The sequence below is a fragment of the Streptomyces sp. HPF1205 genome, from assembly GCF_020400825.1.
Taxonomy (GTDB): Bacteria; Actinomycetota; Actinomycetes; order Streptomycetales; family Streptomycetaceae; genus Actinacidiphila.
This window is the reverse complement of sequence record NZ_JAINVH010000042.1, coordinates 16,848-31,858: the sequence shown is the minus strand read 5'-3', so window position 1 is coordinate 31,858 and position 15,011 is coordinate 16,848. Positions and strand designations below refer to the sequence as shown.

Genomic DNA, 15,011 nt, shown 5'->3' with positions numbered 1-15,011 from the left:
ACGTGCCCACCATGCTGCCCGACTCCTGGCACACCGCGCTCGGCGGGGAGTTGGACAAGCCGTACTTCAAGCAGCTCACCGAGTTCGTGGCGGCCGAGCGCCGGGAGCACCGGATCTTCCCGCCCGAGGACGAGGTGTTCGCGGCCCTGGAGGCCACGCCCTTCGAGAAGGTCAAGGTGCTGGTCCTCGGCCAGGACCCGTACCACGGCGAGGGCCAGGGCCACGGTCTGTGCTTCTCCGTGCGCCCGGGGGTGAGGACCCCGCCGAGTCTGCGGAACATCTTCAAGGAGCTGCGCGACGACCTCGGCCACCCCGTCCCGGACAACGGCTACCTGATGCCCTGGGCCGAGCAGGGGGTGCTGCTGCTCAACGCGGTGCTGACCGTCCGCGAGGGCGAGGCCAACTCGCACAAGGGCAAGGGCTGGGAGAAGTTCACGGACGCCGTCATAACCGCCGTCTCCGACCGGCCCGAACCGGCCGTCTTCGTCCTGTGGGGGAACTACGCCCGCAAGAAGCTGCCCCTGATCGACACCACCCGGCACACCGTCGTCGAAGGCGCCCACCCCTCACCGCTGTCGGCGAAGCTCTTCCTCGGCAGCCGGCCCTTCACCAGGATCGACGAGGCGCTCAAGGCGCAGGGCCACGAGCCGGTCGACTGGCGCATCCCGAACCTGGAGCCGACCGCATAGCGCGACCGCCTGTCCGTATGCTGCGAAGACACCGCGGCATACGGACAGGCACGCGGGCGACGGACGGGAGTATCCATGGGATCCGGCAGCGACCCGATGAGGATCGGCGTCATCGGGCTCGGCGACATCGCGCGGAAGGCGTACCTGCCGGTGCTCGCCGCCCGGCCCGGCCTGGAACTCCACCTGCACACCCGCACCCCGGCCACCCTCGACGCGGTCGGTGACGCCTACCGCGTCGGGCACCGGCACACCACCCTGGACGCCCTGCTCGACCAGGAGCTCGACGCGGCCTTCGTCCACGCGTCCACCGAGCACCACGTGGCCATAACCCGGCGGCTGCTGGAGGCGGGCGTGCCCGCCTACGTCGACAAGCCGCTGGCCCGCGACGCCGCGGGCGCCCGGGAGCTGACCGAGCTCGCCGAGGAGCGCGGGGTGCCGCTCATGGTCGGCTTCAACCGCCGCCACGCGCCCGGTTACCTCCAGTGCCTGGACCACCCGCGCGACCTGATCCTGATGCAGAAGAACCGGATCGGCCTGGCCGACGACCCCCGCGAGGTGGTCTTCGACGACTTCATCCACGTCGTGGACACCCTGCGGTTCCTGGTCCCCGGGCGTGTCGAGGACGTCCAGGTCTCCGCCCGCGTGCGCGACGGACTGCTGCACCACGTCGTGCTGCGGCTGACCGGCGACGGCTTCACCGCGATCGGCTCGATGAACCGTATGAGCGGCTCCACCGAGGAGAGCCTCGACGTCAGCGGCGGCGACTCGCGCCGCCAGGTCCTCAACCTCGCCGAGATCATCGACCACAAGGGGCAGCCCACCGTGCGCCGCCGCGGCGACTGGGTACCCGTCGCCCGTCAGCGCGGCATCGAGCAGATCACCCTCGCCTTCCTCGCCGCGGTCCGCGACCGCAGGCCGCTCGACGCCCGCGACGCCCTGGCGACGCACGAGATGTGCGAGCGGATCGTCACGGAAGTACTGGCGCGGGCCTCCTGACCCGTACGGCACGGGCCGCCTCGTAACCGGCGGCCGCCAGTACGAGTCCCAGCGCCAGGTGCGGCGTCCAGTCGCCGAAGCGGACATAGGGGCTGACCCCGGTCGCCAGCGGCACCCGGTACACCGCCGCGGTGCTGCTGCCGGTGCCAATGCGCCCGCCCACCGCGTGGCCGTTCGCGTCGTACACCGCGCTGATCCCGGTCAGCGTGGCGTGCACCATCGGCCGCCAGTCCTCCGCGGCCCGCAGCGCGGCGAGCGAGGCGTGCTGCGCGGGCGCCCAACTGTGCTGGAAGGACGAGGTGGACGACTGCGCGACCAGCAACTGCGCCCCGTCGCCGGTCAGATGGCGGCTCATGTCCGGGAAGGCGGACTCGAAGCAGACCACGGGACCGAACCGCAGCCGGCCGGTGTCCATCACCACCTGCCGGTTGCCGGGCCGGCGGTTCTGGTCGGCGGCCTTGCCCACCGAGGTCGCCCAGCCCAGCAGCGAGCGCATCGGGATGTACTCGCCGAACGGCACCAACCGCATCTTGTCGTACGTCGGCCCGATCACACCGCGCGGGCCGAACAGTTCGGAGGTCTTGGAGATGCCGGAGCCGTCGGCCCGCTCGGCGTCGACATTGACCAGGATGTCCGCGCCGACCTCGAAGGACAGCGAGGCGATCACGTTGGCCATGTCGGTACGGACGCTCAGGTCCGCCCCGACGCTGCTCTCGCCCCAGACCACCAGGTCGGGGTGGGTGCCGGCCAGCCGGTGGGTCAGCTCCACCTCGCGGGCGAAACGGGCGTCTCCGGTCGCGGTGATCCCCGGCTGCACCACGGCGACGCGCACCGCGCCCGAGTCCTGCGGGCGCGGCGCCCACAGCCACACCGCCGTGGTGGCCACGCCCGACACGGCCAGCGCGGCGACCGCGGGCCGCCGCGCCGAGGGGACCGCGATCAGGCCCGCCACCGCGGTGTTCACGCACACCACGACGAAGCTGACCAGCCACACCCCGCCGACCGACGCCAGCCGCAGGGCGGGCCCGACCTGCCACTGGCTCGCGCCCATCAGCCCCCACGGGCCGCCCAGCGCCTGCCAGGACCTGACCAGTTCCACCATCAGCCAGCCCGACGGCAGCAGCACGGTGGCCGCCGCGGCCTGGCGCCCCGTGACCCGCCCGCCGCCGACCGCGGCGGCGCCCCTGCCCAGCAGCCGCCACACCAGCCAGCCCCAGGGCGCCCACAGGGCACCCAGCAGCAGGGCCAGGACCACGATGAAGACGTTCAGGCTCGGCACGAGCCAGTGGTGCACGGCGAGCATGAAGCCCGCGCCGCCCAGCCAGCCGTCCCGCGCGGCCTGCGCGGGGCCGCCGGCGGCGCGGGTCAGCAGCAGCCACGGCACCAGGGCGACATAGGCGAACCACCACAGCGAGGGCGCGGGGAACGCCAGCGCGGGCAGCGCCCCGGCCGCGGCCGCCCCGGCACCGCGCACCCACACGGACCGCACGCCCGCCGTGTCCCGCGCCTTCTCGGCCGTCGCCGTCATCCGCGCTCCCTCGATCCCGAGTCCCCGTGCGATCCCGGGGGCGACCATTGTCCAGGCTTGTTCCGGCCCTCCGTACCCCGCCCTCCCCGCGCGCGCCGGACGCGGTACGGGAGGGGGGACGGGCGAGCGGCGTTCGCGGGCCCCCGGCGCTCGCGGCGGCGCGGGCACCGTCGCGCGGGCGCGGTCGGCACGTGACGGGCGCCGGGCGGTATCCGGCGTTGTGGCCGTTGTGGCCGTTGTGGCCGTTGTGCCGTCGGTGCCGGTGCCGCTGTCGCCGGCTGCGTCGGTCTCGGCCCCGGTGTGGAACGTCGGCTCCGCGTCGGGCGTCGGCGTCGGTGTCCGCGTCGGTCCCGGCCTCGCTGACGGCGGCAGGGGAGCGGGGCGAGCGCGGGCAGCGGCCCGCCGGGAGGTGGTGGCCCGGCGGCGCGGCGCGCCGGCGCCCGGTCCCGGCTCAGGTCGCGTCGCCGACCGACGCGTCCTGCCCGGGTTCCGGCTCGCTCCGCGCCAGGTGCTTCGCCCGGGCGCCGATGACCAGGTAGGCGGCGACCGCGGCGGTGGTGAACGCGGTCGCGATCACCCACGGCTCGTTGAGCGCGTGCCCGGTGACGTGGTCCAGGGAGATACGGCCCGGCCCGGCCACGCCCAGGCCCGCCGCCGTCCAGCCGAGCAGGGCGGGGTGTTCGAGGCCACCGGACTGGGCGAAGAAACCGGCCGGGAAGTGCACCGCGCTCGCGCCCGCCATGCCGCCCGCCGCCGCGGCCGCGGCCGCCGGCGTGGCCAGGCCCAGCGCCAGCAGCGTGCCGCCGCCGGCCTCGGCCAGCCCGGAGGCGAGCGCCGACCGGCGGCCCGGGTGGAAGCCCATCTGCTCCATCCCCTGGGCCGTCGCCTCCAGCCCACCGCCGCCGAACCAGCCGAAGAGCTTTTGGGCGCCGTGGGCGCACAGCACCGATCCCGCGCCGAGACGCAGGGCCAGCAGCCCGATATCCGTGCGGAGGGAGTTGCCCATGACCGCGTCCTTTCCTGGAGACCGTGACTACCAGTCTTCGCGGAATCGGCCGGGCCATGCCTCGTGGCGCGGTCCGTACGGGCTACCGCCGCCACCGCGGGCCGAGGCCGCGGCGCCGGTCAGGGCAGCCGGTTCCAGGCGGTCAGCACGTGCCGCCCGTGCTCCATGCCCAGCCGGCTGACGGTACCGGTGGCCAGTTGGAACAAGGCGCCGTCCGCGGGCGGCAGGCCCAGCCGGCGGGCGGTCAGGACGCGCAGGAAGTGGGCGTGCGCGACCAGCACCACGTCGCCGCCCTCGCCGTTGCAGAACGCCGCGTCGACCCGGGCGAGCACCCGGTCGGCCCGCTCCCCGACCTCCTCGGGACTCTCGCCGGGGTGTCCCTCGGGACCGGGCACCACGCCGTCGGTCCACAGGTTCCAGTCGGGGCGGGTGCGGTGGATCTCCCTGGTGGTCACGCCCTCGTAGCCGCCGTAGTCCCACTCGTGCAGGTCGGGGTCCACCCGCGCGTGGTCGAGGCCGGCCAGCTTCGCGGTCTGCCGGGCCCGTTCCATCGGGCTGGCGAACACGCAGGAGATGTGCCGCGTGGCCAGCAGCGGCGCGAGCGTGCGGGCCTGCTCCTCGCCGTTCGCGGTGAGCGGCAGGTCGGTGTAGCTGGTGTGCTGCCCGGACAGGGTCCACTCGGTCTCTCCGTGCCGGATCAGAACCAGTTCGCCCATCGCGCCCACCTCCACTGGCGGCGTCCGACGCCGCAATATGATCTTACGTCCCGCGAGTTCGCGGCGGCCCGCCCCATGGGTGGCCGATTCGCGCACGTCGCATGAACCGTAAGAGGCCGGAAAGTCTTCCCCGCCCCGGCGTCAGTACGATGACGCCCGGCGCCCGGGTTGCGGCGTACGCGCCGCCCCGATGTGATCACATGGGTGTCCCAGGGCGCCCCCGACCAGCACAGGAGCCGCTATGAACGACGCATCCCGCACCTACGACGTGATCGTGATCGGCGCGGGCCCGGTCGGCGAGAATGTGGCGGACCGCACGAAGGCGGCCGGGCTGAGCACGGTCGTGGTGGAGAGCGAACTGGTCGGCGGCGAGTGCTCCTACTGGGCGTGCATGCCGAGCAAGGCACTGCTGCGGCCGGTGATCGCCCGCGCCGACGCCCGCCGGCTGCCGGGCCTGAGCCGGGCCGTGGACGGACCGCTCGACGCCGCCGCTGTGCTGGGCCGCCGGGACGAGTTCACCTCGCACTGGAAGGACGACGGCCAGGTGGCTTGGCTGGACTCCGTCGGCGTCGACCTGATCCGCGGCCACGGGCGGCTCGACGGGCCCCGGCAGGTGGCCGTGCGGACGCCGGACGGCACGACGGTGCGGCTCACCGCCCGCCACGCGGTCGCCGTCTGCACCGGCACCACCGCGGCGCTGCCGCCGCTGCCCGGCCTGGCCGAGGTCGAGCCGTGGATCAGCCGGGACGCCACCAGCGCGAAGAAGGCGCCGGGCCGGCTGGCCGTGGTCGGCGGCGGGGTGGTCGCCGTCGAGATGGCGAACGCCTGGCAGGCGCTCGGCTCGCGGGTCACCGTCCTCGTACGCGGCCGAAGGCTGCTGCCGCGGATGGAGCCGTTCGCCGGCGAGCTCGTCGCCGACGGGCTGCGGGAGGCCGGCGCCGACGTGCGGTTCGGGGTCTCGGTGACGTCGGTGGCCCGGGAGGGCGGCGAGGTCAGGATCGGGTTGGACGACGGCGGCGAGCTGGCCGCCGACGAGATCCTGTTCGCCACCGGGCGCAAGCCGCACACCGACGACATCGGCCTGGACACGGTCGGGCTGACCCCCGGCGACTGGCTCGACGTGGACGACACCTGCCGGGTGACCGCCGTCCCGGACGGCTGGCTCTACGCCGTCGGCGACGTCAACCACCGGGCCCTGCTCACCCACCAGGGGAAGTACCAGGGGCGGATCGCCGGTGCGGTCATCGGGGCCCGCGCCAAGGGCGAGCCTCTCGACGAACGCCCCTGGGGCGCGCACGTCACGACCGCGGACACGGCCGCGGTGCCGCAGGTCGTCTTCACCGACCCCGAGGTCGGAGCGGTCGGCATGACCGCCGAGGAGGCCGAGCGCGCGGGCCGCCGGACCAAGGTCGTCGACTACGACCTCGCGAACGTGGCAGGCGCGAGCTTGTACGGCGACGGCTACCGCGGCCGGGCCCGCATGGTCGTCGACCTCGACCGCGGCCACCTGCTCGGCGTCACCTTCGTCGGCCCCGGCGTCGGCGAGCTGCTGCACTCGGCGACCGTCGCCGTGGCGGGCGAGGTGCCCGTCGAGCGCTTGTGGCACGCGGTGCCGTCGTACCCGACGATCAGCGAGATCTGGCTGCGCCTGCTGGAGACGTACCGCGGCTGAGTCCCGGCTCGTGCGGACCCGCCCCCCCGGGCCCGGGTGGCCCTGACGCCTCGGGAGCGGCGCCGTGGGCCGGCAAGCGGCGGGCCGGCAAGCGGCGGGCCGCGCGAACGGCGGGGTGGCCGCGGCCGGATGGAAGCGGCGGGGTGGGCGAGCGGCGGGGTGGCCGCGGAAGAGGGAAGCGGGGGCGGGGAGCGCGGCCCGGCGGCCACGCGACCGTCGGCGGTGCTGACCGTCGGCGGTGCTGGCGGTGCTGACCGGCGGCCCGTCCGCGGACGCGGCTGAGCAGCCGCCGCGTCATGGCGCGGACGGGCCGCCGGCCCGCGTCGCCGGCCAGCGTCGCCGGCCAGCGTCGCCGGCCAGCGCCGGCGGCCCGCTTCCGCGGCCCCGGGCGCTCGACCCGGCCGGGGCCGCCGGAGCGGGAGCGGATCAGCCGATCCGCAGGACGACCTTGCCCCTCGTGTGGCCCTCCTCGACGGTCCGCAGCGCGCGGCCGGCCTCGGCGAAGGGGAACACCTCGGTGACGAAGGGATCGAGGACGCCCGCTGCCGCCAGGGCGGCCAGCGCTTCCAGGGGGCCGCGGCCGCGGTCGCGCGTCACGGCCGCACCGCCGAGCTCCTGCGCCGCCTGCCTGTCGGCGACGCTGATCAGCCCGGCCCGGTCCGTCAGCAGCGGGGCGAGTTCCCGCAGCGGCTCGCCGCCCACCAGGTCGAACAGTCCGGCGAGCCCGCCGGGCGCGGCCGCCCGCACCCGGTCGGCGACGCCCGGGCCCGACGGCACGTGGACGGCTCCGAGCGACTCCACGAAGTCCTTCTTCGCGGCGCTCGCCGTGCCGACCACGGTCAGGCCCGCGTGGCGGGCCAGTTGCACGGCGGCGCAGCCGACCCCGCCGCCCGCCCCGTTGACCAGCAACGTGGCGCCCACGGGCAGGGCGAGCTGGCGCAGCCCGTCGTACGCCGTGCCCGCCGCGACCGGCAGCGCGGCGGCATCCGTCCACGGCAGCGCGGCCGGCTTGTGCGCGGCGCCGGCCGCCGGCAGCAGGGCGTACTCGGCGTACGAGCCATCGGCCGGGTGACCGAACACCTCGTCGCCCACCGCGAAACCGGTGACGCCCTCGCCGACCTCCTCCACCACGCCCGCGGCCTCGCGGCCGAACACGGCCGGCAACGGGGGCCGGGCCTCCGCGGCGCCGAAGCGGCCCTCGCGGCGCTTCCAGTCCGCCGGGTTGACGCCCGCGGCCCGTACGGCGACCAGGAGCTGCCCCGGACCCGGCACGGGCCTGGGTATCTCCGTGAAGGTCTCGCCGTCCGGTCCTCCGAACGCGGTGAACACATACGCCTTGGGCATCGTCATTTCCTTCCGGCAGGTCGGCGGCGGGCGGGCCCGCGGGCCCTCACAGCGACTCTCCCACGGCACTCGCGGCGGCACCGGCACCGTCCGGGACGCGCAGGAAGTGGAAGACGGTGGTGCGGCGCAGCGTGAAACCCATCGACTCGTACAGCCGGATCGCGCCCGTGTTGGCCGCGGCGGCGTGCAGGAACGGTGTGTCGCCCCGGCCGCGGATGCCCGCCGCCACATGCCGGACCAGACGGCCGGCGAGGCCCTGGCCGCGGTGGCCGTCGTCCGTGCACACCGCGCTGATCTCCGTGAACCCCGGCGGACGCAGCCGCTCCCCGGCCATCGCGACCAGCCTGCCGCCGCGCCGGATGCCGAAGTACCTGCCCATCTCGACCGTACGCGGCAGGAAGGGACCCGGCTTGGCGCGGGCCACCAGGTCCAGCATCTCCGGCACATCGTCCGGGCCGAGCGGCAGTGCCTCGGGATCCGGGGCGTCCCGCAGCGAGGTCGCGACCATCTGCACGCCCTGGCCGCCCTGCCCGGTCGCCCAGCCCTCGGGCAGGTCGCGCACCCCGGCCAGGGCGAAGGCGTTGCCCGGGCCGACCAGCGTCGCGAGATCCGCCCAGGACCGCGGGTCGTGCGGGTCGGCGATCGCGACGAAGGGCGAGACGTCCGCCTCGTAGCGTGCGGCGAGGCCCACGGTCTCGGCCAGGTGCCGGTGCGGGCCGGTCAGCGAGGCCCACGCCGGATTGTCCAGAACGTGCGGTCCGGCCGGTGCCTCCGCCGGACCGGTGGCGGCCGGCGGGCGCTCCGGCTGCCGGGCTACCGGATGCCGGCGGGGGAGGGGCTCATGCGGTGGCTGAAGGCTGGTCGCCATGGTCGTCGTGTCGCTCCGTTTCGCTTCCCGTCACTGACTCGCGCCCGCCGGGCGAAACGCGATCACCGAGGACAACGGGGAACCTCCCGCGTAAAGTCCCGCGGGCGGCCGGGCCCCGGACCCCGACCGCCCGCTTCACCCGGCCGCCCGGTTCGCCAGTGGACCCGCTCGCCGGTGGCCCGGCGAGTCCCCTCGCCGGGCCGGGCCGGGGTGCGGAGCGGTACGTAGGGGTCGGCGCGGGAACGGCCGGGGGCGGCGGGTCGCCGCTCAGCCGGCGCGGCGCTTCGACGCGGTCTTCTTCTGGGCCGCCTTCTTGGCGGGGGCCTTCCGCGCCGACTGCTGCGCCGTCTTCTTCGCGGTGCCCGAGGCGGTGCCTGAGGCGGCCTCCTTGCCGGCCGCCCGCTTCGAGGCCGCCGGCTGCTTCTTGGCCGCGGCCTTCTTGCGGGGCGCCTGGCCCGCGCCCTGCTCGGCGGCGGTCTTCCGCGATGCCTGCTTGAGGTGGGTGACCGTCGCCCCCTCCGCCGCCTCGTCGCCCTCGGCGGCCTGCCCGGCCTCCTCCCGTGCCTCGCCCCCGCGGCCCTTGGCCGCCTCCACCGAGGCGCGCAGCGCCGCCATCAGGTCCACGACCTTGCCGCCGCGGCCCTCCTCGCCCGCCGCGGGCAGCTCCGCTCCCTCCAGCTTGGCGGTGACCAGCGCCTCGACGGCCTGCCCGTACTCGTCCTGGTACGCCGACAGGTCCGCCTCGCCCAGGGCGTCGATCAGCGTGTCGGCCAGGCGCAGTTCGTTCTCGCTGACGTTGACGGAGCCCTTGGGGACGGCGTCGGAGGCGGGGTTGAGTTCGTCGGGCCAGCGCAGCGTCTGGAGCACCAGCACCTCGTCCCTGGGGGTGATCAGCGCCAGGTGCTCGGAATTGCGCATCGCGAACTTCCCGACCGCCGCCTTGCCCGAGCGTGCCAGCGCCTCGCGCATCAGCACGTACGGCTTGTCGGCCGCGGGGGAGGAGGGCGCCACGAAATAGGGGGTGTCGAGCTGCATGGAGTCCACCGCGGCGATGTCCACGAAACCGTTGACCTCGATGGTCTTCGCGGTGGGCAGCGGCAGCGCCCGGAGGTCGTCGTCGGTGATCTCCACGAGCTGGTCGTCCGGGGTCTCGTAGGCCCGTCCGATGTCGGAGGCGGACAGGACCTCCTCGTCCAGTTCGCAGGTCTTCTGGTAGCGCACGCGGCCGTGGTCGGCGAGGTGGATCTGCCGGAAGGCGATCTTGTGGCTGGAGACCGCGGACCCCAGCTTCACCGGGATGGAGACCAGGCCGAACGCGAGGTTCCCCGACCAGACACTGCGCATAACGTGTCCCTTTTGTCGCAATATGGGACCTTAATGATATGCCGATCACCGAGGTCGAGGGCCGCCGGCTGAAGCTCAGCCACCTCGACCGCGTGCTCTGGCCGCGCACAGGTACGACCAAGGCCGAGATGCTGCACTACTACGCCACCGTCGCCGAGGTCCTGCTGCCGCACACCAGCGGCCGCCCGGTCAGTTTCGTCCGGACACCCGACGGCGTCGACGGGCAGCGGTTCTTCCAGAAGCGGCCGCCCGTCGGCACGCCCGACTGGGTGAGGACCGCCGAAATCGCGCGCAGCGGCGGGGAGTCCATGGAGCAGGTCCTGGTCGAGGACCTGGCGACCTTGATGTGGGCGGGCAACCTGGCCTGCGTGGAGATCCACACCCCGCAGTGGCGGGCCGCGGCGCCGCAGACCGCCGACCGGCTGGTGATCGACCTCGACCCCGGCCCGGACCGCAGCGTGATCGACTGCTGCCGGGTGGCGCTGATGCTGCGCGAGCGGCTCGCCGAGGACGGCCTGCGGACCTGGGCCAAGACCAGCGGCTCCAAGGGCCTGCACCTGTACGCGGCGCTGCGCGGCGCGAGCCCGCGCTCGGCCTCCGACTACGCCAAACGGGTGGCGCTGGAGCTGGAGCGGCGGCACCCGGACGAGGTGGTCTCCCGTATGGCCAAGGCCGACCGCGCGGGCCGGGTCTTCCTCGACTGGTCGCAGAACTCCGCGAAGAAGACCACCGCGACCCCGTACACCGTGCGCGCCCGGCAGACGCCGACCGTGTCCACGCCCGTGTCCTGGCGGGAGGTGGCGGCCGCCCGCGACCCGGCGGGCCTCACCTTCACCATCGACGACGTGCCCGGCAGGGTGGCCGAACACGGTGACCTCCTGGCCGGCCTGCTCGACCCGGCGGCGGCCGCCCCACTGCCGGTCTGAGGGCGCCCGCGCCGCGCCCGCCCGCGCCGCGCGCCCCGCGCGTGTTCCGCGCTCCCGCGCGCCGTCGGCGGGCGCGGGCCCGGGGGCGCTACGGGAGCGGGTGGACGGGAGCCGGCGACTGCCTCGGCGGGGCGAACACCCGTTGCGCGGCGACGGCCGCGCCGCCTCGCGCCCACTCCTCGAACGGCAGCGGCCTGACCACCAGGTCGCACTCGGCGGCGGCGCCGAAGGCGTGATCGGCGAAGGTCCGCCGCATCCGCTCCTCGTACAGGTCGTACGTGGCCACGCCCTCCCCGGAGATGATGATGCGCTCGGGGCCGACGAGGTTGGCCACCGAGGCGAGGGCGAGACCCAGGGCATGGCCGGCGCGGGAGAACACCGCCCGGACCGCCGGGTCGCCCGCGTGGGCGAGACGTACCGCGGCGGCCGTCGTCAGCCCGGGGTCGCCGGTGGCCTGCCGGGCCTGCTCGGTGATCGCGTGCGTGGAGGCGACGGCCTCCACGCAGCCAATGTTGCCGCAGGTGCAGGTGCGGTCCGTGCCGCCCACCGGCAGGTGCCCGATCTCGCCGGACACCCCGTGCGCGCCGGACACCACCCGGCCGCCGACGCAGATCCCGGCGCCGATACCGGCCCCCACCGTGACCAGGACGAACGACGAGAGCCCCGCACCCGCCCCGAACCACTGCTCGGCGACGGTCAGCGCGCGCACGTCGTTCTCGATCACCGCCGGCGTGCCGGTCGCGGACTCGACCAGGCGGGCCAGCGGCACCCGGCGCCAGTCGAGGAACGGCGAGTACTGCACGGTGCCGGTCCGCCCGTCCACGTCGCCGGAGATGGTCACGCCGACGCTGTGCAGCGCCTGCGTGCCCTCGCCCACCGGACCCGCGTCCGCCACCAGCCGGCCGACCAGCCGCGCGATCGCCCGCACCACCGTGTCGACGTCCCGCGAGTCGAGGCGGGCCCGCCGGGAGGCGAGCGGCCTGGCGGTCAAGTCGGCCAGGACCCCGATGAGTTCGTCCCCGGTCACCTTCACCCCGGCGAACCGCGCGCGCTCGGGGCGCACCGCGACCAGGGTCGCCGGACGCCCGCCGGCCCGCTCCACGGCCGGCCGGCCGAGCTCGTGGATCCAGCCGTCGGCGAGCAGGGGAGTGGCCACCTTCGTGACCGCGCCCGCCGACAGCCCGGTCCGCCGGCCCACCTCGGCCCGGGTCAGCGGCCCGTGCCCCAGCAGGGTCTGGAAGACCAGAACGGCGGCGGGCGACTGGTCGGCGAGGCTCATACTGCGACACTACCTTTCCACAGGAAACATGAACAGGGCTCCGTTCCCGGGATCCGTAAGCCGACGGCCAGGCCGGTGGCACCCGCCGGCTCGCCCTGAGGCCAGCTCGGCGCCCTTCCGGTCGCGGTCCGGTCGTGCCACGTCTCCCGCCGAATATGTTGACGATGGAAGGAAACCCTGGCTACATTCGCCGCACTCCTCGCCGGGCCGGACGGGACCGGCCGCGGGCGGGGAGCGCGGCCGCCGTACCCGTTCCCGACGGCCGCCGCCCGTCACGCCTCGGCGGCGCTACAGGACGGCCGCCGCCGGGGTCGCGCCCCCACATCCACGCAACCCTCGAACCCAGGCGCACCCGCGCGCCTGCTGTCGCGCCGAGATGGAGTACGTCCATGGCCCGTTCAGCCCGATCCGCACGTCTGAGAACCCTCACCTGCGCCACCGCGCTCGCCGTGGCCTTCGCTGTACCCGCCGCGGCCGCCTCGGCGGCGGGATCCGCCGACGCTCCCACCACCGCGTCCGCGTCCACTGCCGCGGCCTCCTCCTCCGCCCTCGCCGCCAAGCCGTACCTGGGCTGGAGCAGCTGGAGCCTGGAGTCCACCAACTTCCCCGGCTACGGCGGGGAGAACTGGCTCACCCAGGCGAACATCCTGCGGCAGGCCGACGTCGTCGCCTCGAAACTGAAGTCCCACGGCTACGACTACGTGAACGTGGACGCCGGCTGGAACGTGGACAACGGCAGGAACGTCTCCGACGGCTACGCCCGGCCGGCCGCCGACCCGAAGAAGTTCCCGCAGGGCATGAAGTACCTCGGCGACCAACTGCACGCCAAGGGGCTGAAGTTCGGGCTGTACCTGGCCGTCGGCCTGTACCAGGACTACTACGACAACGGCGAGGCGCCCATCCACGGCGCCCCCGGCTGCACCACCAAGGACATCGTCTACCCCGACCTGCGCAAGACCAGCGGCTGGGACAACGTCTCGTACCAGTTGGACTTCGCCAGTCCGTGCACCACCAAGTACATCCAGTCCGTCGCCGACGAACTCGCCTCCTGGGGAGTGGACTTCCTCAAGATCGACGGAGTCGGCCCCGGCTCCTTCCAGGGCGACGCGGCCCACGACAACACCCAGGACATCCAGGCGTGGCACACGGCGCTGCGCGACACCGGCCGCCCGATCCAGCTCGTCCTGTCCTGGGCGCTCAGCCACACCAAGGCCGACGTGTGGAAGGCGAACTCCAACGGCTGGCGGGTGGACACCGACGTCGAGTGCTACTGCGACACCCTGGTGACCTGGAACAACTCGGTCAAGCAGCGCTGGAACGACGTGGTGCAGTGGATCGGCGACGCCGGCCCCGGGCACTGGAACAACCTCGACTCCCTCGACGTGGGCGTCGGCCCGATGGACGGCCTCAGCGACGCCGAACGGCAGAGCTACGCCACCTTGTGGGCCATCGAGTCGGCGCCGCTGTTCAGCGGTGACGATCTGACCAGGCTCGACAAGTACGGACTGTCGCTGCTCACCAACGACGAGGTCATCGCGGTCGACCAGGCAGGCAACCCGGCCCGGCCGGTCGACCAGGACAGCCCGCAGCAGGTCTGGTACGCCCGCGGCGCCGACGGCGGCTACACCGTGGCCCTGTTCAACCTGGGCGCCGGCTACTCCGACGTGACCGCCGACTTCGGCGACCTGGGCATCAGCGGCAAGGCCGCGGTGCGCGACCTGTGGAGCCACAAGAACCTCGGCTCCGCCGCCGGCTCCTTCACCGCCGAACTGCCGCCGCACGGCTCCCGCCTGCTGCACCTCACCCCTGCCGCCCACTCCTCCGGCCCGGGCGTCCCGCTCGGCGTGCACGGCACCGCCGCCACCGCGGACAGCGTGTCGCTGGCCTGGCAACCGGTGAACTCCGGCTCCACGACAAGCGGTTACGACGTGTACGCGAACGGCGCCAAGGCGGCCTCGGTCACCGGCACCTCGGCCACCGTCACCGGGCTCGCCCCCGGCACCGGCTACTCGTTCACCGTCGCCGCCCACGACGCCAGGGGCCGCGTCTCCGCGCCGAGCAAGGCCGTCGCGGTCACCACCCCGGCCGCGGGCGGCCCGGTCCCGTACGAGGCGGAGGCGCCCGGCAACACCCTCGGCGGCAACGCGAGCGTCGCGGACTGCTCGCAGTGCTCCGGCGGGAAGAAGGTCGGCAACCTCGGCGGCGGCGGCTCCGTCGCGATCAACGGCGTGACCGTGCCGCGGGACGGCACCTACCTGATGAAGCTCGACTACACCGACGGCTCCTCCGGCCGGACGGTCGTGGTGACCACGGCGTCGGGCTCCTTCCAGCTCCCGCTGCCCGGCAGCAACGACAACGACTGGGGCCAGCCCCAGTCGGTCACCGTGCCGGTACAGCTCAAGGCCGGCGCCAACACCATCACCTTCGGCAACCCCTCGGACTACGTCTCCGACATCGACCGCGTCACCTTGTGAGCGCCCCGCGGGGTGCGGCCCGCCGTCCGTATCGCGGACGGGTACGTTCTTCCCGTCGGCACCCGCCGCCTTCCCCTCCGCACCCGCTCCCCGGGACCCCTCGGCGGGCGCCCCGCGGGGCAACGGCAGGCCGCCGCTCGTGAAGAGGCAAAAGACCGACGGAAACCGG

General features: G+C 74.5%; 12 protein-coding genes. 5 read left to right on the top strand and 7 right to left on the bottom strand.

The genetic code is table 11. From position 1 onward, the window contains the following. The first annotated feature begins 11 nt into the window (after nucleotides 1-11). Both ung and K7G61_RS31845 read left to right on the top strand, forming a co-directional pair. Nucleotides 12-689, top strand: coding sequence for a uracil-DNA glycosylase (gene ung / locus K7G61_RS31850; protein ID WP_263985121.1), 678 nt, complete (start codon nucleotides 12-14; stop codon nucleotides 687-689). 96 nt (nucleotides 690-785) lie between these two features. Beyond that, complete coding sequence (locus tag K7G61_RS31845) at nucleotides 786-1,685, top strand: Gfo/Idh/MocA family protein (protein ID WP_225850608.1); 900 nt, start codon at nucleotides 786-788, stop codon at nucleotides 1,683-1,685. Here the strand turns inward: K7G61_RS31845 and lnt are convergent. The 3 genes from lnt to K7G61_RS31830 form a co-directional block, all read right to left on the bottom strand. Continuing rightward, entirely contained in the window at nucleotides 1,657-3,213 is a 1,557-nt protein-coding gene (gene lnt / locus K7G61_RS31840; protein ID WP_225850554.1) for an apolipoprotein N-acyltransferase, read from the bottom strand. The genes K7G61_RS31845 and lnt overlap by 29 nt on opposite strands. Nucleotides 3,214-3,664: 451 nt before the next feature. Next, complete coding sequence (locus tag K7G61_RS31835; RefSeq protein WP_225850552.1) at nucleotides 3,665-4,219, bottom strand: DoxX family protein; 555 nt, start codon at nucleotides 4,217-4,219, stop codon at nucleotides 3,665-3,667. A 119-nt stretch (nucleotides 4,220-4,338) separates the two neighbouring features. Then, entirely contained in the window at nucleotides 4,339-4,935 is a 597-nt protein-coding gene (locus K7G61_RS31830; RefSeq protein WP_225850551.1) for a histidine phosphatase family protein, read from the bottom strand. Between the two features lie 241 nt (nucleotides 4,936-5,176). On the opposite strand from K7G61_RS31830, the gene K7G61_RS31825 reads away from it, so the two are divergent. Further along, nucleotides 5,177-6,607 carry an NAD(P)/FAD-dependent oxidoreductase gene (locus tag K7G61_RS31825; protein ID WP_225850549.1) on the top strand — a complete coding sequence of 477 codons (1,431 nt, stop codon included), beginning with the start codon at nucleotides 5,177-5,179 and terminating at the stop codon, nucleotides 6,605-6,607. Between the two features lie 426 nt (nucleotides 6,608-7,033). Here the strand turns inward: K7G61_RS31825 and K7G61_RS31820 are convergent, their stop codons facing one another. The 3 genes from K7G61_RS31820 to K7G61_RS31810 form a co-directional block, all read right to left on the bottom strand. Beyond that, nucleotides 7,034-7,951 (bottom strand): NADP-dependent oxidoreductase, encoded by a 918-nt coding sequence (locus K7G61_RS31820; RefSeq protein ID WP_225850548.1) that lies wholly within the window; start codon nucleotides 7,949-7,951, stop codon nucleotides 7,034-7,036. 46 nt (nucleotides 7,952-7,997) lie between these two features. Further along, the gene (locus K7G61_RS31815) at nucleotides 7,998-8,819 is read right to left on the bottom strand and encodes a GNAT family N-acetyltransferase (RefSeq protein WP_225850546.1); all 822 of its coding nucleotides are present in this window, start codon (nucleotides 8,817-8,819) and stop codon (nucleotides 7,998-8,000) included. Nucleotides 8,820-9,086: 267 nt separating this feature from the next. After that, nucleotides 9,087-10,163 carry a Ku protein gene (locus K7G61_RS31810; RefSeq protein WP_225850545.1) on the bottom strand — a complete coding sequence of 359 codons (1,077 nt, stop codon included), beginning with the start codon at nucleotides 10,161-10,163 and terminating at the stop codon, nucleotides 9,087-9,089. Nucleotides 10,164-10,201: 38 nt separating this feature from the next. Between K7G61_RS31810 and ligD the strand changes: the two genes are divergently transcribed. After that, nucleotides 10,202-11,089, top strand: a complete 888-nt coding sequence (ligD, locus tag K7G61_RS31805; protein WP_225850543.1) for a non-homologous end-joining DNA ligase — start codon at nucleotides 10,202-10,204, stop codon at nucleotides 11,087-11,089. 88 nt (nucleotides 11,090-11,177) lie between these two features. On the opposite strand, the gene K7G61_RS31800 is transcribed toward ligD, so the two are convergent. Further along, nucleotides 11,178-12,368: an ROK family transcriptional regulator gene (locus K7G61_RS31800; protein WP_225850542.1), complete on the bottom strand. Its 1,191-nt coding sequence runs from the start codon at nucleotides 12,366-12,368 to the stop codon at nucleotides 11,178-11,180. Between the two features lie 389 nt (nucleotides 12,369-12,757). Between K7G61_RS31800 and K7G61_RS31795 the strand changes: the two genes are divergently transcribed. Beyond that, the gene (locus K7G61_RS31795) at nucleotides 12,758-14,842 is read left to right on the top strand and encodes a fibronectin type III domain-containing protein (protein WP_225850540.1); all 2,085 of its coding nucleotides are present in this window, start codon (nucleotides 12,758-12,760) and stop codon (nucleotides 14,840-14,842) included. Nucleotides 14,843-15,011 lie beyond the last annotated feature (169 nt).